General features: G+C 70.0%; 10 protein-coding genes and 2 pseudogenes. 5 read left to right on the plus strand and 7 right to left on the minus strand.

Annotation, left to right across the window (positions count from 1 at the left end; all coding sequences use genetic code 11):
• The first annotated feature begins 273 nt into the window (after positions 1 to 273).
• On the plus strand, positions 274 to 1,293 hold the full coding sequence (glnII, locus tag OG624_RS13065) for a glutamine synthetase (protein ID WP_326747910.1): 1,020 nt from the start codon (positions 274 to 276) through the stop codon (positions 1,291 to 1,293).
• Positions 1,294 to 1,397: 104 nt separating this feature from the next.
• Here glnII and OG624_RS13070 read toward each other — a convergent pair.
• The 5 genes and pseudogenes from OG624_RS13070 to OG624_RS13090 form a co-directional block, all read right to left on the minus strand.
• Positions 1,398 to 1,549, minus strand: a pseudogene (locus OG624_RS13070) (DUF397 domain-containing protein); the annotation flags it as partial.
• Between the two features lie 76 nt (positions 1,550 to 1,625).
• A pseudogene (locus OG624_RS43525) lies at positions 1,626 to 1,769 on the minus strand (Scr1 family TA system antitoxin-like transcriptional regulator); the annotation flags it as partial.
• The gene (locus OG624_RS43530; RefSeq protein ID WP_078909727.1) at positions 1,766 to 2,263 is read right to left on the minus strand and encodes a helix-turn-helix domain-containing protein; all 498 of its coding nucleotides are present in this window, start codon (positions 2,261 to 2,263) and stop codon (positions 1,766 to 1,768) included. The gene OG624_RS43530 and the pseudogene OG624_RS43525, both read right to left, overlap by 4 nt.
• Positions 2,264 to 2,327: 64 nt before the next feature.
• Positions 2,328 to 2,897, minus strand: coding sequence for an Imm1 family immunity protein (locus OG624_RS13085; RefSeq protein WP_158711987.1), 570 nt, complete (start codon positions 2,895 to 2,897; stop codon positions 2,328 to 2,330).
• Between the two features lie 3 nt (positions 2,898 to 2,900).
• On the minus strand, positions 2,901 to 9,905 hold the full coding sequence (locus OG624_RS13090; protein WP_371639421.1) for a polymorphic toxin-type HINT domain-containing protein: 7,005 nt from the start codon (positions 9,903 to 9,905) through the stop codon (positions 2,901 to 2,903).
• 239 nt (positions 9,906 to 10,144) lie between these two features.
• Here OG624_RS13090 and OG624_RS13095 point away from each other — a divergent pair, with 239 nt between their 5' ends.
• Both OG624_RS13095 and OG624_RS13100 read left to right on the plus strand, forming a co-directional pair.
• Positions 10,145 to 14,380, plus strand: coding sequence for a ricin-type beta-trefoil lectin domain protein (locus OG624_RS13095; RefSeq protein ID WP_371639423.1), 4,236 nt, complete (start codon positions 10,145 to 10,147; stop codon positions 14,378 to 14,380).
• 447 nt (positions 14,381 to 14,827) lie between these two features.
• Positions 14,828 to 15,418 (plus strand): winged helix-turn-helix domain-containing protein, encoded by a 591-nt coding sequence (locus tag OG624_RS13100; protein WP_033226583.1) that lies wholly within the window; start codon positions 14,828 to 14,830, stop codon positions 15,416 to 15,418.
• Positions 15,419 to 15,526: 108 nt separating this feature from the next.
• Here OG624_RS13100 and OG624_RS13105 read toward each other — a convergent pair whose 3' ends face one another.
• Together OG624_RS13105 and OG624_RS13110 are read right to left on the minus strand one after the other, a co-directional pair.
• A complete protein-coding gene (locus tag OG624_RS13105) occupies positions 15,527 to 16,969 on the minus strand; it encodes a PepSY-associated TM helix domain-containing protein (RefSeq protein WP_371639424.1) in 1,443 nt (480 codons plus the stop codon).
• A 63-nt stretch (positions 16,970 to 17,032) separates the two neighbouring features.
• Positions 17,033 to 17,764 (minus strand): hypothetical protein, encoded by a 732-nt coding sequence (locus OG624_RS13110; protein ID WP_371639425.1) that lies wholly within the window; start codon positions 17,762 to 17,764, stop codon positions 17,033 to 17,035.
• 84 nt (positions 17,765 to 17,848) lie between these two features.
• Between OG624_RS13110 and OG624_RS13115 the strand changes: the two genes are divergently transcribed.
• Both OG624_RS13115 and OG624_RS13120 read left to right on the plus strand, forming a co-directional pair.
• Positions 17,849 to 18,436 (plus strand): rhomboid-like protein, encoded by a 588-nt coding sequence (locus tag OG624_RS13115; protein WP_266357722.1) that lies wholly within the window; start codon positions 17,849 to 17,851, stop codon positions 18,434 to 18,436.
• A gap of 25 nt (positions 18,437 to 18,461) precedes the next feature.
• Positions 18,462 to 19,256: a tyrosine-protein phosphatase gene (locus OG624_RS13120; RefSeq protein ID WP_371592695.1), complete on the plus strand. Its 795-nt coding sequence runs from the start codon at positions 18,462 to 18,464 to the stop codon at positions 19,254 to 19,256.
• Positions 19,257 to 19,324: the final 68 nt, after the last annotated feature.

Consider the following 19,324-nt stretch of genomic DNA (forward strand, 5'->3'; position numbering starts at 1 on the left):
GGTGGCTCCGGCGGCGACGCGTTCGGCGGCGCTCTCGACGGGGCCCTCGGTGGAGTTCAAATCAGACGAAATGCTCACGCGGTCAGTCTGCCCCACCCGGACGGGCGCGCCGTCACCAACCCGCACAACCCGGCCGACCTGCGGTGCAAACCTCGGTAACACGGGGTTCACACATGGGCAACGGAAGGGAAATCGCGGGCGGGCACGCTGCGGTCATCACCGCAGCGATGAAGCAGCGACCAGCAGCACCCGCAGAGTCTGAGGATGGGGCCCGTGAGCTACAAGGCTGAGTACATCTGGATCGACGGCACCGAGCCGACGGCGAAGCTTCGCTCCAAGACGAAGATCCTCGGGGACGGCGACGCGCTGCCGATCTGGGGCTTCGACGGATCGAGCACGAACCAGGCCGAGGGCCACGCGTCCGACCGCGTACTGAACCCGGTCTTCTCCTGCCCGGACCCGATCCGCGGCGGTGACAACGTCCTCGTCCTGTGCGAGGTCCTGAACATCGACATGACCCCGCACGAGTCGAACACCCGCGCGCTGCTGCGTCCGATCGCCGAGAAGTTCGCCGGCCAGGAGCCGATCTTCGGCATCGAGCAGGAGTACACCTTCTTCGACGGCACCCGTCCGCTCGGCTTCCCGGTGAACGGTTTCCCGGCCGCGCAGGGCGGCTACTACTGCGGTGTCGGCTCGGACGAGATCTTCGGTCGTGACATCGTCGAGAAGCACCTGGACCACTGCCTCGCGGCGGGCCTGAGCATCTCCGGCATCAACGCCGAGGTCATGCCCGGCCAGTGGGAGTTCCAGGTCGGCCCCGTCGGTCCGCTGGAGGTCTCGGACCAGCTGTGGATCGCGCGCTGGCTGCTCTACCGCACCGCCGAGGACTTCAACGTCTCCGCAACGCTGAACCCCAAGCCCGTGAAGGGCGACTGGAACGGCGCCGGCGCGCACACCAACTTCTCCACGAAGGCGATGCGCGAGGACTACCGCGCCATCATCACCGCGTGCGAGTCGCTGGGCGAGGGCTCGAAGCCGCTCGACCACGTGAAGAACTACGGCGCCGGCATCGACGAGCGCCTGACGGGCCTGCACGAGACCGCCCCGTGGAACGAGTTCAGCTACGGCGTCTCCGACCGCGGCGCCTCGGTCCGCATCCCGTGGCAGGTGGAGAAGGACGGCAAGGGCTACATCGAGGACCGCCGCCCGAACGCGAACGTGGACCCGTACGTGGTGACCCGCCTGATCACGGACACCTGCTGCACGGGCCTGGAGAAGGACGGCCTGGTCTAGGCCCCGCAAGAGACGGGCCGCCCCGCCGCCCGAGGGCACGTTGGTGCCGTCGGGCGGCGGGGCGGTGTTGCGCAGGGCGTTCACGGCGGCGCCCACGGCTCAGGTCACACCGCGTGCCCCAGAAAGACGGACCAGGCCTCCGGCGACAGCGCCGACCGGGGCCGTCCGGAACTTTGAAGTCCCGGACGTGGACCGCACCGGGGCACGCGGCCACCTCGACGCAGTTGCCGCCCTCGCCGCCGCAATAGCTGCTCTTGACGCCCCTTGGGAGGGAGCCGGGTGAACGAGCCCTCCATGGCTGGGTGTTTGTCGCAGCCCATCGGCATCACCTGGAGATGGACCGTACGGCGGCTCCCGGCGGCCAGGATGTGACGCAGTTGCCCACGATGCGCTGCGGTGCCGCCCATGCGGCGGTGCAACACGGCCTCCTCCGGGACGAAGCTGAAGGTCGGGACCGGCCCACGATCCAGGATCACCTAGCGGGACAGTCGGTCCGAGACACGCCTCTCGATGGTCTCCTCGTCCAGCAGCGGACGGCAGTAACGGAGGACGGCCCGGGCGTAGGCCTCGGTCTGGAGCAGGCCGGGCAGGGCGCCTGAACCTCGTGGTGATGGAGGGCCTGGGAGTCCGCCTCGGCGTCGGCGAATCGGCGGAACCAATCGGGGTGCCGGGTCCTGGCCTTCTTCAGGGCCTCGCGGACGTCCTCGACGGAGGCGAGCAGCAGCCCCCTGGCCTCCAGCACCGCATCGGCCCGCTGCTGGAAGTCCGGCTGCGGGAGCCGCACGCCCCGCTCGATGGCCCCGATCAGGTCCTCACTCACGTGCATCCGCTGCGCGAGCTCCTTCTGGGTGATCCCCATCAGCTCGCGCAGCGTCTTGATCTGTTTGCCCAGGGCCCGGAAGAGGTGGGCCGTCCCGTCCGCCTCCACCGGGGGCGCGGGGCGTTCTTCGCGTGGTGACAGGTCGTTCATCAGCTGAAGAGGCCTGAGCAGCAGGAAGCCCCTGCCAGGCTTTGCCCGGCAGGGGCTTCCGTTTCTAGCGGAGCAGGTCCCAGTCGATGTCCGGCTCCTCGACGACCTCCACGATGGATGGCCGGTCGAGGCGCTGTCCGTTCACATGACCCTTGACCCAGTCGATGCACTCGGGGCGATCCCCCGAGCCTTTCCGGCAGAACTCCTCAACGGCCTCCCGAATGCGCGAGGTCGGCAGAGTGCTGGCTTGGTCGTGGAACAGTGGATAGCCGGGATCCGATACGACGTTCGGGTTGAAGTCGATTGGTTCGGGATTGTTGGACACCCAAACCGAATCGTAAACCCCTCCGCTCCTGTGGAACTGGTCATCGGCGAACCATACGAGAGCCCCGTAGCCATGACGCGGATTGATTGCCACGCGCAGGTTGCATCCCGGTACCGGCTCGGCGTCGCTGTATCTGCGCCCAGAGAGGCAGAACCATGCATCTTCACCGGGGAAATAGGGCTCCCCGGTTTCCTCTCCACGCAGGCTCTCCACTACCTCGGCGACGAGTCGCGATGTTTGGTCCGGCCCTTCGCTGTAATGCCACTCACCCTTGAAGAACAGGCTAAGAATCATGGCCTTCGCTTTCACTGATCATTCAGGCCGTCCCAGGCCCTTGAGTGGCGCCTTCTGCATGATACCCGCCGCATTCCGGTACCAGACGTTCATGGTCGACCCTACGGGGAGGACTGCCTGAACCGCCATGGAGCATGAGTACTTACCCGTGCAGGGGCCGCCGGCGTGGTTGATCACGATATCGATCGACGTGATCCCAGCCTTCCTCATGCGCCACGCAAGCTTCGTCTCCACGTGAGTGATCGAGGGGTGCTCCGCACCCTTGGGGGGGTTCAGGATGTGCGGCGAATCCACGAGGAATTCGTTGATGTCGTCGGAGAAGGAGGCGTGGCCACTCTTGAACGGGTCTCCGACCTTGGTGGCCGCTCCCGTGTCGCCGATCTTGACGATCTGACCGACTGTGGGGTCGGTGTCCTTCGTGCGCTTCGGAAGTCCATTGGCAACGGAACCGACATCGCAGTTGTGGGTGAGGAGCGGCGTCGCGCCCGCCACCACGTAGTAGGTGTGAAAGTCGTCCACTGTGAGGTTGTGGACGCGCTGCTGCTGGGTGTGGCGCCGGATCGCGGTGATCTGGACCTTGGTGCCAGCCGAAGTCTGCAGCCACTGGCCGGGCTGGAGTTCGGTGGCGTTGACCCACTTCTTCTGCTCAGGCAGCCAGAAGGGGTGCTCATCCGTGGCGGTGACGGAATCCGTCTTGCCCTCCGCCGTCGTGATCGTGATCTCGACCAGGTTCTTGTCGCCCTCGCCGGTGATGGCAGCGGTGACTTCCCTGGCCTCGGTGCGACCGGTGGACGGATCGGTCGCGAGGACCTTGTCGCCGCCCTTCAGCTCCTCGATCGGCTTGCTCGTGCTGTCCGCGAGCAGGACTTCAGTGCCGGGGACGAAGCTGTTCTTGCATGCCGGACCCGACGCAGTCCTGCGGCTACCGGAGGTGGCGGGCTTGCCGCCGGAGCCCTTGCCCGACCACAGCTTCTTCGAACTGCCGGACGACGACCAGCCGGACTTGCCGCCGCCCGCCTTGCCGGCGCCCGCTCTCGGGCCCGACCGGGAGGTCCAGCCGCTCACCTTGCGGACCGGTGAGGCCTTGCTGATCCTGCTCGTGTACTTGGTGGCGTACTTGACGGCCTTTGCGCCCAGGCGCGTACCAGCGATAGCCGCGCCCGCGACCGGGATCATCGAGGCGAAGGACATCGCCGCGTTCTTCCAGTCGCCCTGGGCGGCGTACCAGACACCGTTGACCAGGTCTGCGGCCTCACCGATGACCGGGATCATGCCGGCCACGTCGAGCGCGGTGTGACCGTACTTGTTGACGGCACTGCCGACCTTCTTGGCGGCCTTCTTGATCGCCCCCCAGAACAGGCCGTCCGGGTCCGAGAAGGTCGTCGGGCTGTTGTTCGCGTACAGGTAGCCCTGGAGCTGCTGCGGATCGCTCGGATCCATGACCGGGTCGACCGAGAGGAACGTGCCCGTGCGTGGATCGTATTCGCGTGCCCCGAGGTGGGTCAGGCCGGTGGCCTTGTCCTCGGTACCGCCGACGAAACCGCGCTCGCCCGGCCAGGACGCCGGCTCCGCGCCGCGATCCTCACCGAACGGTTTGGTGGCCTGACGCTGGACCTGGAGGGTCGCGGCGTCGATCGCGGTGGTACCGGTGCCGTGGTGGTCTGCCCCGACGTAGGACAGCGTGCCGTTGGAGGAGCGGACGACGGTCGCGCCGCCCGGAGTCTCGTAGTAGCGGGAACCGGTGACCGTGTTGGTCGCGGTGTTCAGGGTGAGTTCGGTGTTCCCGACGTAGAGAGTGGTTTTGCCCGGGTCCTTGCGGGCCAGGCGGTTGCCGTCCGCGTCATAGACGTACGTGGACGTACCCGTGCTCGTCATCGCCGAGGCGAGGTTGCCGTCCGGGGTCCACGTGAACGTCTGGGTGTTCCCCGCGACGTCTGGACGCGTCAGCGTGTTGCCGGTCGCGTCATAGGTGGAGTTGGTGGTGACAGCCGCACCGGTGCCGGTCTGCCTCTTCGTGGAGGTCGGGGCGTGCGGGCGCGGCTGGCCCGGCGCCGGGAAGGTGTTGCTGGTCGTCGTGGACTTGGCGGCGTCGCCGGCCGGGTCGTGGTCGGTGACCGACGTCCGGTTGCCGGTGACGTCGTAGGTGAACGACTGGTGGTACGGAGCCGGGCCGCCGACCTTGCCGGGCTGCGGCGCGGTGTTGGTGCAGCCGCCGATGCCGGGGACGGACGGGCCGGGCTGGGTCGTGGTGGTACCGGTGTCGGTCCACGCACGGGTCATCCGGCGCAGGTGGTCGTACGTGAAGCACTGCGTGTCACGCACGCCGCCCTGCTGACTGGAGACAGAGGTGATGTCACCGGCCGGGGTGTACGTGTAGTCGGTGACGTCGACCGAGCCGGCCGCGTCCTCCTTGTCGAGCGTGGTGCGCAGCAGACGGCCCGTGGCTGGGTCGTTGGTGTTGGTGAGGACGACCTGCTTGGGGACGGCACCCAGCGTGGTCCGCTGAACCTGGCCGAGCTCGTCGTAGTCGGTGAAGTTGGCGTATGTGGTGGTGCTGGTTCCGATTGAGACCGGCAGACCGTTCACATTGCGGCCGATGTACAGCCGCTCCTTGGGCAGTCCGCCCGCGGCCGGCAGGTCGGTGAAGTCCGCCTCGCCGGTGATCGGGTCGTAGTACGCCGACATGGTGTATGACGCGCTCAGCGCGCCCTCGCCCGCAGGTACGGTCAGCTTGGTGCCGAGGGGGCGGTAGGCGTCGTCGTAACCGGTGATTTCCTGTCGCCACGGCTTGCCGTCGACCCAACTGGTCGAGGCGGTCTGCAGGCCCGGGAGCAGGCTGTCGTAGTCGTAAGTGGCGATCTTGGTGCCGTCGACGGCCCCGAGGTTGCGGGAGGTCGGGCGGCCCAGGATGTCGTAGTTGGTGAAAGTAGTGGTGCCACGTGCGTCGGTCTCGGAGACCGGACGGTCGGCAGCGTCGTAGGTGGTGGTCGTCGCGCCCTTGTCCGGGTCTTCGGACCGGGTCTGGCGACCGTGCAGGTCGTAGCTCTGCTTCCAGGCGTTGCCGGCCGGGTCGGTGACCTGTGTCAGCTGGCCCTCGGTGTCATACGCGTACCGCGTCGCGTCGTACTCACCCGTGGGAGTGCCGGACTTGTATTGGCGCTTCTCCACCACGCGGCCGCGCGCGTCGGTGTGGGTGCTGGTGGCGATAGCGCCCTTGGGCGGGGTGGAGTCGGTGCGGTCCACGCCCGGGTACGTGGTGGTGCCGCGCCACTGCTCGATGGCCTTCGAGGCGAAGATCTCCGTCACGGGCCGGCCGAGACCGTCGTAAAGGACGGTGGTCTGACTCGGAACGGTGTTGTCGTTGGCGATGAAACGGGTCTTGGCCGGGTCGGAGGCGTTGTTGAAGTAGGGAGCGTTGCCCTTGGACGGCCGACCGAGGCTGTCGTAAAAGGTGTCGGTGATGACACGGCCCGTGCCGCCGTTGGCGGTGATGTCCTGCGTCTGGACGCTCTGGCCGAAAGCGTCAAGGATGTCGATGCTGACGTCGTAGGACTCGTCCGAGCGCAGGGTCTTGGTGGCGACCGAGCTGGTGCCGGTGTTCGTCAGGTCGTATTCGACGACCTGATTTGCGGCGTCGCTGCGTGCACGGCCAGGGTTCCACACAGAGGTGATACGGCCCAGCGCGTCAATCGCCTGCTCGCTGGTACGACCGTTCTGGTCCTCCACCTTGACCGGCACTTCCCGCAGGGGATGGTAGGTCGCGGTGGTCGACCAGCCCTTGGCGTTGGTGACCTTGACGGTGGTCGGCGGCGTCAGTGTCGCCGGGGTGTACTCCGTCGTCGTCTTCGCGCCCGCCGCGTCCGTTGCGCTCGTCACGCGGCCGTAGGCGTCGTACGTGACCGTTGAGTTCAGCGAGAACTTCGGCTGGCCGCCCTCGAAGCGGTCCAGTTCCTCCGTGCTCGTGACCTGGCCCGCTCCCGTCAGGGTGCCGTGGGGCTGGGCGTCGTAGTACGTGCGGCTGCGGCCCAGGGTGTTGGACTCCGACGCCGTGGTGGCGCAGTCGCCCTGGACCTGGACGGTCTCCGATACCCGGTCGATCATCCACGCGGCCGTGTTGCGGGCGTAGGACGTGGTGGTGCAGACGTCCGGCAGGCCGTCGGCGCGGTCCAGGACCGACACCGGCATGCCGTACGTGTTGTCGAACACCGCCGTCTTCGACGTGCTCTGCCAGGTCTTGTCGGCGCGCAGCGCCTTGTCCTTGGCGGAGCCGTCGCGCAGCATCTGCGCGGTCAGCGCGGGCAGCTTCGTGCCGCGGCTGTGGGTCGCCGTGACCGGCGAGAGCCAGGGCTCGGACTGCGATACGGAGACCAGTTCGCCGCCGTCGGAGGCGAAGGTCTGGGTCTCGCGGACGCTGCCGGCCAGCGGGTTGCTGTCCTTGATGGTGTTGCCGGCGATGCCCGTGAAGGTGGCGGAGCGCTTGCTGCCGTCGGCCTTGGTGTCGCCGTCCATGCCGCGCAGGTAGAACGCCGCCGACTTCGAGACCACGTCCGGGGCCGTGCCCGCGCGGGTGACGACCTGCTCGTAGCCGCGGAACTGGTTCCAGGTCCGCTGCTTGTCCTCGGTGGTCTCCTCGTCGTCGCGGTGCCAGGCGGCGCCGCCGACGTACTCGTAGCGGGTCTCCTGCGGACGGGAGCCGCCGAACGGGTCGATCTCGGTGACCCGGTTGACCACGTACTTGTGGAACCAGTCCAGCGTCGGGTCGTTCGGGCTCTTCGGGTCCGGGTTCCAGTACACCGGGTAGCAGCGGGTGGTGTTGCCGTCCTGGGAGGTCGGCAGGCCCGTGCCGGGGGTGCAGTCGGGGTCGGCGTAGCCGACGTCCGTGACCTGGCCGGTCTCGGCGGTGACGGAGACGATGCGGCGCCGGTTCATGGCGGGCTTGTTGTCACCGCTGGAGTCGACGCGGTTGTTCATCAGCCGGCCGGTGAAGGTGATCGCCGGGGTGGTGAGCTTCGTCGCGCCGTCGTGGCCCGAGCGCTGGATCGACGCCAGCCACAGGGCGGGCGCGGTCTGGTCCTGCGGATTCGGGAACTCGTGGGTGAACGCGTACGAGTCGACGTCGTCGTAGCCGCTGCCGGCGCCGTTGAGCACCTGGGTGGTGATCTTCGTCAGGCGCTTGGTGGTCCAGAACGTCGCCGAGTAGTTCTCGCAGGTGCCGCTCGAGGCGCAGTTCTGGTCGAACGGGACGTCCGGCCACTTCGCCGCGTTGGCCTTGGTCAGCTTGGCCGGGGCGCAGTCGAAGTTCGCGTCGGGCAGGCAGCGCTCGGCGGTGGTGAAGAGGACCTGCGCGGTCGGCTTGACCGTGTCCGCGTCCGTCAGCTTCGAGCCGTACGTGGTCTTGGCCAGGTTGCCGCCACGGGTGTACGAGGTGAGGGTGCCCGTCGGGGTGGCCTCGGAGACGCCGCGCTTGTAGTAGTTGGTCGCGGTGTCGTACCAGTGGGTGATCATGCCGCCGCGCGGGTCCACGACGAAGTCGAGGTTCCAGCGGTAGGCCTGCATGCACCAGGAGGCGTCGAAGGTCGGCTTGTTGCACTCCTCGCCGGCGTTGTTGCCGTACACGGGGGTGGTCCAGGCCGATTTGGTGGCCGGGGCGGTCGAGCTGCCCGGCTTGCGGCCGACGCCGAAGTAGTACTGGGTGCCGTCGGCCGTGGTGACCTTCCAGTACTCGCCGTTGTTGTCGCCGTTGGTGGCGCCGGTGAGCTTCTCGACCTTGGAGGCGTCGTCGTTCTCCAGCCGCCAGGTGCCGGAGGTGTCGTCGCGGACCAGCGTGGAGGACTTGCCGTTCAGCGAGATGGTGGCGTTGTGGCCCGCGAGGCACTGCTCGCCGGAGTCCTTCTGGCCGTCCTTGGAGCAGGGCTTGAAGGTGCGCTCGACGAAGCCGGGGGTGTAGTCCCAGCCCTCGCCGATCCACGACGCCTGGTTGTTCGTCGCCGCGGTACGGCCGTCGACCGACTGCGAGCTGTACGAGAGGCTGATGCTGGGCTTGGTGCCGCCCAGGCCGTCCGGGACGTCGATCGGGTACGTCCACGAGAAGCCGCCGGTGCTGCCGCCCTGGCTCCAGGAGCCGGAGGGGGCGAGGCTGGTGGCGCCGTAGGTGCCGGCGCTGCCGCCCGGCGCGGCGGAGGCGGCCAGTACGGTCGCTCCGCCCGCGGCGGCGTTGAGGCGGGTGGCGTCCGCGGCCGGGCCGTCGGCCTTGAGGGAGACCTCGGCGCTCAGCAGGCCGGGACGGTCATCGTCCTTGACGGTGGCCACCGGGGTCTGCTTCTGGCACTCGGGGCGGTCGGGCGTGATGAGCGCGCACTCGGGCAGCTCGACGAGCCGGGCGCGGGAGAGCCAGTCACCGCCGAAGGCGCCGGCGATGTGCGAGACGTCGACCGAGACCTTGACCGGGGCGCCCTTCTCGGTGCCCTCGGCGGACTTGACCGCGAGCAGCAGGCCCTGGACTCCGGCTTTCTCGGCGGCCTTCTTGTCGGCCAGGGTGACCGCGGCCTTGCCGGTGCGCGGGCCTGCGTTGCCGGAGCGCGCGCGGTCGGCGGCCTCGACCCACACGGGTGCCGAGCCGGCGCGGCTGGGCTCGGCCACCGGTGCGGCGGGAGCGGCCGACCGGGCACCGGTCAGGAAGCGGGCGCCCAGCGGCGGCGCGGGCGGTGCCGCGTTCAGGTCCACCTTGGCCTGACCAGCCGCCGGCCAGACCACGTCGCGGGGCTTGAAGGTCCCGGTGCCGTCGCCGCGCTCCTTGGAGGCGGCCGCCGCGGCAGCCGACTTGGCGGCGTTCTTTCCGGTGACCGAGTCGGTCTTCTTCAGCTTCTCCGGCGCCCAGCGCCGGGTGTCCTTGGGCTTCCAATCGGCTGCCTGAGCCGGGCCGGAGCCCAGGATCAGTGCGAGCGCGACGCCTATGCCCACGGTGGTGCGGCGCGCGAGGACGGTACGTCTCCCCCACGCGCGCAATTCAGACGGTGCCAACACGGCACGCCCCCCAATGAATTGTCGACATGAAGATCTTTATGATCTTTGTGGGCGCATTTTAGGACAGCTTTAGGTCACCGTATGATCCGCCATGGCGCAGAGTGATCGCTCTCACTTTCGATCGTGCAGCGCCACAAGTCACCGAGCCACAGCACCAATTGGGGGTCCACATGGGGGGCACAGAGAGAACGCGGGGCAGGGGCCGTCCGGCCGCGCTCGCGGGTCTCGTCAGCCTTGCCTTGTCCGTAGGCATGGTCGGCGCGCTGCCCGCGTACGCCGCACCGAGCCCGAGCGCGTCCGGCAGCTCGAACGCGTCCGGCAGCAAGGCAACGCAGGGCAGCAAGGCCGCGCCGAGCGCTTCGGGCACGCCGAACGCCGGCCGGTCGACGCCGCAGACGCCGACGACACCGCCTCAGCGGCCGCTCACCGAGAAGGAGAAGGCCGAGGACGCCGCGCTCGCCGAGGCCAAGCGCACCGGCAAGCCGGTGCCCGTCGCGGCCGCGACGACCGAGACCGACACCGTCGTCGCCAATCCGGACGGGACCCTCGGGCTCACCCGCAGCGTGGCCCCGGTGCGCACCAGGAAGGGCGGCGCCTGGACCGATCTGGACGCCACGCTCACCGTGTCGTCCGACGGGCAGCTGCGCCCCAAGGCCACCACGAGCGGTCTGACGCTGTCCGGCGGCGGCAACGCGCCGCTGGCCACGCTCGACCAGGACGGCAAGAAGCTCGAGCTGACCTGGCCGGAGTCGCTGCCGAAGCCGGTGCTCGACGGCGCCGGCGCCACGTACCCGGAGGTCGCTCCGGGCACCGACCTGAAGGTCACCGCCGACGCATCCGGCGGCATCTCGCAGATCCTGGTGGTGAAGTCGGCCGAGGCGGCCCGGCACCCCAAGCTCGCGAAGCTCACCATGGGGCTCAAGGGCGACGGCGTGAACGTCAGCGCCGACGGCGGCGGCAACCTCAAGGCCGCCGACGCCTCCGGCCGTACGGTCTTCCACGCCCCGGTCCCCACCATGTGGGACTCCGGCGCCGAGGCGGCCGTCCCGGCCTCGCCCGCGGCCGGCACCCCCAAGTTCTCCCGGCTGGCCCGCTCCACCACGCCGCAGCAGGCCGACGCGGACGCGGCCGCCAAGGCCAAGCCGGCCTCCGACAGCGACGGTCCCGGCGCGCACGCCAAGGTCTCCGAGCTGCGGACCGAACTCGGCCAGGGCTCCGTGGCCCTGACCCCGAATCAGTCGTTCTTGAAGGACCCGTCCACGGCGTACCCCGTCTACATCGACCCCGCCTGGCAGCCGACCAGCCGCGGTACCCAGCACTGGGCGTGGGTCCAGGAGGCGTACCCCGACACCGTCAACTACGACGACTACGGCGACCAGTACGACCCGGGCGTCGGCTACCAGCGCTGGCAGTCCCGCACCGGCATCGAGCGCTACTACGTCCAGCTCGACACCGGCGACCTGGGCGACAAGAGCATCAAGAAGGCCTCCTTCAACGCCACTCAGTCCTACGCGGCGGACGCCACCTGCTCCAACAGCTACAACGTGGACCTGCACTCCACGGAGCCGCTGCTGTCGAACATCACCTGGCGCACCCAGCCCCGCGACTGGGAGGTCCTGCGGACGACCTCGATGAACAGCGCCGGCGGCCCCGGCTGCTCCGGCTCCACCACCCGCGGCGAGTGGGACGTGCGCGACCACCTGGCGGGCAACGCCTGGCGCGGCAACGTCACCTACGCGCTCTTCGCCTCGAACGAGTCGAAGACCAGTGGCAACAACTCCTTCAAGCGCTTCACGCGCGACAAGAGCAAGCTGCCGTTCTTCTACATCGAGTACAACCGGGCCCCGTACACCCCGTGGGACCTGGTGACGACCCCCGCCCCGCAGAACCCGTCCGGCCCCGGCCACTGCGGCTGGATCGGCGCGACCGGCTACCCGGGCATGGGCATCGGCGCCTGGATCGGCGACCCGGAGAACCAGCCCAACGACGCGCACTTCTACGTCCACGACGCCAACGGTGACGCCCTCGTCTACGACAGCGGCTGGACCGGCCTGGCGAACGGCACCCACTGGCTGTGGGCGTGGCCGGGCAACCTCTCCGACGGCCACACCTACTACTGGAAGGTCCAGGGCGGCGACGGCGACATGACCTCCCCCTGGGCCACGTCGAACTGCAAGTTCAGCATCGACACCCAGCCGCCGTCCGTCCCGGTCGTCACCTCGAACGAGTACCCGCCGTCGGGCACGCTGCCCGGCTCCACCAAGTCGATCGGCCAGCAGGGCGGCTTCAACCTGAAGTCGACCGACGCCCACAGCGGCGTCGTCTCCTACGAGTGGGCGTTCAACTCGACCATCCCGGTCGGCGGTGCCAACACCGTCAGCGCCGCCGCGGACGGCAGCGCCTCGATCGACCTGACGCCCACCACCTGGGGCACGAACATCCTGCGCGTGCAGGCCGTCGACAAGGCGGGCAACCGCTCCCAGGTGCAGACGTACACCTTCTACGCCCCGGACAACCCGAACGCCAAGACCACGCTCGGTGACATCACCGGCGACGAGCGCGTCGACTTCATCGCCCCCACCGCCACCGGCGACCTGGTGGTCTATCCGACCTCCGTGGACCCGTCCGCCGGCGGGGTCATCGCCTCCAACGTGGCCAACAGCCCGGGCGGCAAGGGCTGGGGCGACGGCACCCTGACCAGCCACCGCGGCGGCAACGGCATCCGCATCGACGACCTGTGGGCCTGGCGGGACGGGCAGCTCAAGCTGTACCGCAACTCCCTCACCCAGGGCGGCCTCGCGGCCAACGGAGGCCTGTACTACAACGCCGCCAAGGCGCTGACGGTCAAGCGCCCGCCGTTGTTCACCTGCACCGTCGTGACGACCGGCGAGGCCTGCGGCAGCGAGTACGCCACCAACTGGAGCCGGGTCAAGCAGATCCTGGCGGTCGGCGACGCCCGGCCCGAGGACGGCGTCACCCCGTTCAACGACCTGCTGACCATCGAGACCGACGGCACCGGCAGCCGCCTGCTGCTCTTCCAGGGCACCGGGGCCACCGGCACGCTGGCCGACCCGATCGTCCTCGTGCTGAGCAACTCCGGGTGGGACAACCTCACCCTGATCGCCCCGGGCGACGCCACCGGTGACGGCCTGCCGGACCTGTGGGCCCGGGACAACACCACCGGTGCGATCTACCAGTACGCCAACGAACGCGGCAACCCCGGCGCTCTCGGCGACCACACCAAGCGCACCCAGATCGGCACCGGCGTCACCGCCGCCGGCTACCCGGTCGTCGGCTCCTCCGGCGACACGAGCGGCGACGGCGTCCCGGACCTGTGGGCCCTGACCGCCAACCAGAGCCTGCTGACCTGGAACGGCGTCACCACCGGCAGCAAGGTCACCACCTTCACCACCCGCAACGTCATGGGCGACGCCCGCATCTCCACCGCCCACTGGAAGCTCGACGAGACCACCGGCACCACCGCCGCCGATGTGCGCGGCGGCAGCCCGCTCACCCTCAGCGCGACCGGCGCCACCTGGGCCGACGACACCGTCGCCGGCACACCCGGCAAGGTTCTGGACCTCAACGGCACCGCCGGCACGGCCCTCGGAGCGGGACCGGCCATCGACACCACGCGCAGCTTCACCGTGTCGACGTGGACCAAGGCCGACGCGTTCGGCGGAGTGGCCCTCAGCCAGGCAGGCAGCCGGTCGAGCGGGTTCATCCTGTGGCCGGACAAGAACGACGGCGGCACCTGGCGCTTCGCGATGTCCCAGAAGGACGACGACAACTGGAGTTACGACCAGACCATCACCATGAACGAAGCGGCCAAGGTGCAGCTCGGCACCTGGACCCAGCTGACCGCCACCTATGACGCCACGACCGGCTTCATCGGCCTCTACGTCAACGGCACCCTCGCCGGCACCGGCCACCACGCCAAGGCCAACGCCTGGAATGCCACCGGCGCGCTGACCGTGGGCAACTACCGCTACCAGGGTGCTCCGAACAGCTACTTCGACGGCCGGGTCAGCAACCTCGCGTTCTACCCGTACTCCAAGGTCCCCACCGCGGCCGGCACCAAGCTGGTTTCCGCGCTCAACAGCGCCAAGTGCGCCGACAACGACAACGGCGGCAACCAGGACGGCAACCGCATCCACCTCTGGGACTGCCACGACGCCAACGGCGGCGTGGCCCAGAAGTTCGACGTGACCGCGGCCGGCGAACTCCGGATCGCCGGTAAGTGCGTCGACATCCAGGGCGGCGGCATGGTCAACGGCACCAAGGCCATCCTGTTCACCTGCGCGCCCGGCGCGTGGAACCAGCAGTGGCTGCCGACCGCCACCAGCGGGTTCTACAACCCCACCAGCGGCCGGTGCCTGGACGTTCCGGGCGGGCGCATCGACAACGGCAACCAGCTCCAGATCCACGACTGCAACGCCACCACCGCGCAGCGCTGGCTGTCCAGCATCGCCTGATCCCTGATCCCTGATCCCTCGTACGGGACGGGTCACCGACGCCCGCCGAGCCCCTGTGGCCCGGCGGGCGTCGTGCGTCATGCGTCTTGCACGCATGACGTTTTGTCGCGTTTGTGATGTCCGGACGAAGATTTGATGGAGGAATATGAGATTCCGATCCAGTGGGTGAGACGCTGCCTGCTCTGGGGCGGGCACTTCTGCTTCAATGAGCCCATGGCCAGCCACTCGCACACCTCGTCAGGTCGCAGCGACCTCGAGCCTTTCTGGCCGTCCCGTCAGGATCACGATTACGACCGGGAGTGTTGCCGCGCGAAGAACGCGCCGGCCCTCTAAAGCCCCGGGATCACCTGTCCGACCTTCCCCGAGGCCTTCGGTCTGCGCGGTATCGACATCGACGACGTACGCACGTCTCCTGCCGACCTCTCCGCGTGAAAGAGCTGACCACTCATGGCGAACACCCGCTCCCTCTCCTCCGCCGCCACCGCTGCGACCTCTCCCCTGACCTATCCCCCCAGTCCGCGCCACCGGCTCCGTTCCGTCGACCGGGACGAAGTGGCCCGAGTGGTGGACCTCCTGCCGCCGGGTGCCACCTGGCTGCCCGCGCCCCAGCACACCCTGCCGACGCTGCCGGGTCAGCCGCCGATGATCGGCTACCTGGTGCTCGTCCCGGCCGACCACCAGCCCCCGGTCGCCTTCGCCCCGCAGGCGGTGGCCGCCGCCGTCCCCTCGACCCCCGCCGCCCCGGCCGGTCCGGGTGACGGCCGGGTCCGGATCGACTCGGCGCAGCGCACCGCCGAGGTCGACGGCCAGGTGCTCGACCTGACGTACCTGGAGTTCGAGCTGCTGGCCCACCTGGTGGCGCACCCGCACCGGGTGCACAGCCGGGACCAGCTGGTCACCACCGTCTGGGGCTACGGGCACGTCGGCGACGGCCGGACCGTTGACGTCCACATCGCCCGGCTGCGCCGCAAGCTGGGCGCCTCCCACCGCGCCACGATCCAGACGGTGCGCCGGGTCGGCTACAAGTATGCCCCCTGAGTCACCGGTCGACCTGACGACCTGACGAAGGTGGGCCCGTACTCCCCAGGGGAGTACGGGCCCACCGTCGGTCGGCGAACGAGCCGTCGCGCGGCTCCTGCGCGACTCCTACGCGGCCTCGGCCCTGCGGCTCGCGACGAAGCCCAGCAGGACGTCGACCGCGAGGAAGACGACCAGGCTGATCCCGAGCAGCGGGACGAACCAGCCGATGAGCGCGGTGACCGCGGCCACCGGCAGCAGCACCGTCACCGGGAGCTTGCGCCAGGCGCCGCGCGAGGGCGCGCGGCCGGCGGACAGCGTGCGGTCCTTCGTCGGCCGGCGGAGCCACCACATGCGGTAGCCCCAGAAGATGAGGAACATGACGGCGACGGCGAGCGCGGCGAGCGCGATCTGGTTGACGAGCCCGAAGGTCGTGCCCATGTGCAGGTCGATGCCGAAGCGGGTCATCTGGGCGAGGACGGGGTAGTCGGCGAAGCGCAGTTCGTCCATGACGCGGGCGTCGGCGGGGTCGACGGCGACCGAGTCCAGGTGCACCGGCACCAGCTTGTCCTGCTCCTTGATGACGTAGCCCTTGCCCTTGGCGGGCAGGGTCACGCGGAGCGCCTCGGTGACGCCGACGGCCCGGGCGGCGTCCACGGCCTTGTCTATGCCGACGTCGGTGGTGTGTGCGGGCGGCGGGGCCATCTGCGTGCCGTCGGGCATGGTGTGCCCGGCGTGCTCGTCGGAGCCGGTGTCCGCCCCGGCGCTGAGCTGCGCGGAGACGGCGGGGGTGGCCCCGCCGAGGCTGTCCTGGAGCTCCCCGATGTTCTCACCGGCGTACTTCGACCAGGTCAGGCCGGTGGCGGAGAGGACGACGAGTCCGGCGACGGCCCACAGGCCGACAGCCCCGTGCCAGGACAGGGTGCGGCGGTGGCCGGTGGCCCCCCGGTCGGGGAGGACGAGCTGCGCCTTGCGCTTGCGGCGGCGGCCGATCCACAGGGCGAGGCCGCCGAGGGCGACCACCCACATCCAGCTCGCGGCGAGCTCGCTGTAGTTCCGGCCGAACTCACCGAGCTGGAGGCTGGAGTGGAACTCGCTGAGCCAGGCCCGCAGGGGCAGCGCGTCGCCGACGGTGGCGAGTTGTCCGCGCACCTCGGCCGTATACGGGTCGACGAAGACGGTGAGGGTCTCACCCTCGGGGAGGCCCGGGCTCTCCATGATCACCCGGGTGGTGGCCTCGGTGTCGGGGGCGGGCCAGACGGACACGACCGCACCCTCGGGGGCGGCGTCCATGGCCGCGTCGACCTGGGCGCTGAGCGGCAGGGCGCTCTCGCCGACGCGGGCGACGGTCAGTTCGTCGGAGTAGATGATGCTCTCGGCCTGCCAGGAGACGGCGTAGAGCAGCCCGGTGGCGGCGGCGAGGAAGATCAGCGGGGCGACGAGCAGGCCCGCGTAGAAGTGCATGCGCAGGAGCAGCGGGCGTACGGCGGCCCAGCCGCTGCCGCGGTTCTTGGTCGTGGCGGCCGGTTCGGCGTCCGGGGTGCGGACGTCTTGAGCCTCGTCAAGAGACATGGGGATCCTAGGTGTTGGCGAAGACATGGGGAGTCGGGCCCCAGGTCTCGCCGCTTCGCCAGGTCAGGCGTGGGCGGGCCGGCCGGGGGCCGTGAAACGTGGGAGCGGGAGGCGTCCGGGCGGCCCGCGGCGCACCACGGCATACGCGTGTACGGCTCCGCGCAGGCGGCGCGGCCGTTCGTACGGGGCGGGCAGGACGGGCCGAGCCGGTAGGGCGGCCACCTGTGCCCGGACCAGGGCGAGCGCGCGGGCGAGCGGCCGGGCCGCGTGGAGGGCGGCGGTGGCCAGGACCCTGGCCAGCCGGAAGACGGCGGCCTCGCCGCGTGCGAGCCAGGCGGCGCAGAGCAGCGCGGCGAGCACGTGGGCGGCGATCATTCCGGCGCCGCCGTGACCGGCCATGTCGGCCAGGTCGGCCATACCTGTGGCGCCCGCCATCCCGGTGGTGCCCGCCATGTGCGCCATGTCGGCCGAGCCGGGGGCTTCGGCGGCCATCGCGCCGGCGTCCGCGGCCGGCACGGGGTGGTGGCCGTGCATCGGGGCGGGTGCGGCGAACGGCTTCGCCGCCGCGCTCCCCGAGAAGACCAGGTGGAGCACGCCCTGCACGGAGAGCACCGCGGCGGTGATGCCCACGGGGCCCCGCCGCCGCCCGGCGGCGAGCCAGGCGAACCCGCCGGTCACCCCGAAAGCACCCATAAGGGCGAAGAAGGGAATATCAGTTCCGGACATGAGCGAATGCCCCATCGCGCCCAGGGCGACGCACATCGCCGCGAAGATTGCGGCTCGCGTGGCGCGCATCGGCGCGAATGATTCGAACATGGCCGGGACATGTTCGCACGGGGTGCCTCGGTTCCCGCCAGGGGCTTATCCGATCATGAGTAGATGAATCCAATTCCGTGGGGAGCGGTGTACGCCGGTGGGGTGCAGCTGGGGGCCTACGCCCTGGAGCGCACCGGGGAGGCCGAGCGGGAGCGACTGCTCCGGGACTGCTCGACGAATGTCGACAACCTCGCCGCCGGACGCTGGGAGACGCTGCTGAGCAGCGCTCTCGTCGTCGAGGAGCCCATGCCCCTGCCCTACGCGCTGCTGCTCGTCGCGGTCCTCGGCTACGCGGAGTACGCGTACGGGGCGTGGTGGACGGCCGCGGTGTTCCTGTTCGGGCACGCCGCGGCGACGCTCCTCGTGTACGGCGCCCTGCGCGGCACGGCCGATCGGCGGACCCGGCGCGCGGTGGACGTGGGGACGAGCTACGGGTTCAACACCGTGCTCGGCGCGCTGACCTCGGCCTTGCCGCGTGGGGCGGTCCGTACGGCCGCGCGGGTGGGGTTGCTGGCCCTCGCGGCGGCGCCGGTGGTCCGGCGCGGGCGGACCTTCACGGACGCCGGGCACCTGGCCGCGCTCGGGGTGGGCATCGGGGTCTCGCTGGCCCTCGATTGCCTTTCCGGGGCGAAACATCAGAAAATTACATGAACCACACCACGCAGGAGCTGCCACGATGACCGCCACCCCGTCCACCACCGTCGCCAACCTCCGCGACCTCGGCGGCACCCCGCTCTCCGGCGGCCGCACCGTCCGCACCGGCCTGCTCCTGCGTTCCGGCCAGCTCGACCGGCTCGACCTCGACGCCGACCCGGTGGTGGCCGCGCTGGGCCTGCGTACCGTCATCGACTTCCGCACCGACGCCGAGCGCGCCGACCACCCCGACCGGATACCCGCCGGGGCCCGGGTCCTGATCGGCGACGTCCTCGCCGACAAGCTGAACTCCGCCAGGATGCCCGCCGCGGTGCAGCTCAAGGACCTGCTGTCCGACCCGGCCGTGGCCGAGGAGCACCTGGGCGGCGGGCGGGCGCAGGCGCTGTTCGCCGACACCTACCGGTCCTTCGTGAACTCCGGCTCCGCACAGGCCGCGTACCGGATGCTGCTGACCGAGGCCGCCGACGCCGACTCGGGTCCGCTGCTGTTCCACTGCACGGCCGGCAAGGACCGGACCGGCTGGGGCGCGACGATCGTCCTGGCGCTGCTGGGCGCGGACGACGAGACCCTGATGGCCGAGTACCTGTCCGTCAATCCGGCGGTCAAGCAGGCCTTCGCCCCGATGATCGAGGGCTTCACGGCGGCCGGCGGCGACCCGGACATCGCGCTCGCGCTGATCGGCGTCTTCCCCTCCTACCTGCGGGCGGCACTGGACGAGGTCGAGACGCGGTACGGCTCGATGGAGAAGTACGTGCGTGAGGGGCTGGGCGTCGCCGACGAGACGGTCGAGGCGCTGCGCGCCCGTCTGGTCGTCTGACCCCGCACCCCGCACCCCGCAGCCCGGTGCGGCCCCCGGCCAGGGGGGCCCGAATCGGTGACCATCCG

This window comes from Streptomyces virginiae, from assembly GCF_041432505.1.
GTDB classification, from domain to species: Bacteria; Actinomycetota; Actinomycetes; order Streptomycetales; family Streptomycetaceae; genus Streptomyces; species Streptomyces virginiae_A.

Excerpts from the sequence above, each read along its gene's own strand:
- OG624_RS13105 (WP_371639424.1), bottom strand. The coding sequence starts at position 16,969 with ATGTCTCTTGACGAGGCTCAAGACGTCCGCACCCCGGACGCCGAACCG.
- OG624_RS13115 (WP_266357722.1), top strand. The coding sequence starts at position 17,849 with ATGAATCCAATTCCGTGGGGAGCGGTGTACGCCGGTGGGGTGCAGCTG.
- OG624_RS43530 (WP_078909727.1), bottom strand. The coding sequence starts at position 2,263 with ATGAACGACCTGTCACCACGCGAAGAACGCCCCGCGCCCCCGGTGGAG.
- OG624_RS13110 (WP_371639425.1), bottom strand. The coding sequence starts at position 17,764 with ATGCGCGCCACGCGAGCCGCAATCTTCGCGGCGATGTGCGTCGCCCTG.
- OG624_RS13100 (WP_033226583.1), top strand. The coding sequence starts at position 14,828 with ATGGCGAACACCCGCTCCCTCTCCTCCGCCGCCACCGCTGCGACCTCT.
- OG624_RS13120 (WP_371592695.1), top strand. The coding sequence starts at position 18,462 with ATGACCGCCACCCCGTCCACCACCGTCGCCAACCTCCGCGACCTCGGC.